The organism is Moorena sp. SIO3I6 (assembly GCF_010672095.1).
In genome coordinates, this window is the sequence record NZ_JAAHHU010001479.1 from 1 (window position 1) to 1,239 (window position 1,239).

Annotated in this window: 1 protein-coding gene and 1 pseudogene; both read left to right on the top strand. The window is 38.9% G+C overall.

Annotation, left to right across the window (positions count from 1 at the left end; genetic code table 11):
* The first annotated feature begins 136 nt into the window (after window positions 1–136).
* A pseudogene (locus tag F6K49_RS54125) lies at window positions 137–588 on the top strand (XisH family protein).
* A gap of 120 nt (window positions 589–708) precedes the next feature.
* Entirely contained in the window at window positions 709–1,050 is a 342-nt protein-coding gene (locus tag F6K49_RS50435) for a XisI protein (protein ID WP_293110406.1), read from the top strand.
* Window positions 1,051–1,239 lie beyond the last annotated feature (189 nt).

Below are 1,239 nucleotides of genomic sequence, written 5' to 3' on the forward strand. Positions count from 1 at the left end.
TTCAGTAAGTATTTGTTGGGATTGCTTGCCTCAACTGGGGAGCTAACACTCCCTAATTTGATCATGGTGTGTTGTTGAGCTAAGATTAAAATGCGATCAGCTTTTATCAAAAGTTTATACTTTACTTCCATTGATCATGCCGAAACTGGATATTATTCATAAGGCGGTGAAAAATGCACTGATTAAAGATGGATGGATAATCACTGACGACCCTATATTATTGAATATAGAAAAACAAAACTCTATGCCGATCTAGGGGCTGAAGGCCCGATTGCGGTTCAACGAAATGAACAAAAACTTGTGGTTGAAGTCAAAAGCTTTGTCGGTACATCAAAATGGCAAGATTTAAAAAAAGCTCTTGGTCAATAGGATATCTATCGCTATCTTCTGGATGAAACTGCACCTGAACGAAAACTTTATCTAGCTATTAGTAGCATTGCCTACAAAAACTTTTTTACTCAAGATGTGATTCAATTAATCGTCATTAGACATCAGAGGTTGTCTGAGAAGTCTAATTTGCTACACCTAAGCCCCCTAAATCCCCCAAGCGAGCAATCCCTCGCTTGGGGGACTTTTACCAGCAAATAGATTCTTGTTCCCCCCAGAATTGGGGGGCTAGGGGGGCAAAATTCAGTATCAAAAAACTTTTCAGATATCCTCTAAACTTACCTTAATTCTTGTAGATACTGAATTAGAAGAGGTAAGACAATGGATAAATTAGCCCAATACCCCAAAATTATTAAACAACTATTAAATGACTATATCGAATTATGTCAAAAACGTTCTCAGGAGGCGATTGATAATTTTCTGATTGCGGATGAAGCAAATGGTCACTATATTTGGATGAATTTAGGATGGCAAAATGGAGAAATAATTACGGTAATGACCGTTTATGTGCGTCTTCGAGAAGGGAAATTTTGGATTGAGGAAGACTGGACAGAAGAAGGAATTGCTACCGACCTTGTCCGTGTTGGAGTTCCCAAAGAGGATATTGTCTTAGCATTTCATGAGCCAAAAATGCGACAATACACAGATTTTGCTGTTGCTTAGGTGATCGCTTGATATTATTTGGTGGGCAAATGGACATGATCACTGCTGATCTGGTCAAATAATCAGAATTTGCCCACCCTACCCCTTTAATGTTCGAGAGAGTGTAGGAAGTCTTGTAGGGTGGGCAAGAGGATCTAACTCCATGGCCACACACAGGAGTAAAATCTTTTCTTCAAACAAGGATAAGTA

Excerpts from the sequence above, each read along its gene's own strand:
- F6K49_RS50435 (WP_293110406.1), top strand. The coding sequence starts at position 709 with ATGGATAAATTAGCCCAATACCCCAAAATTATTAAACAACTATTAAAT.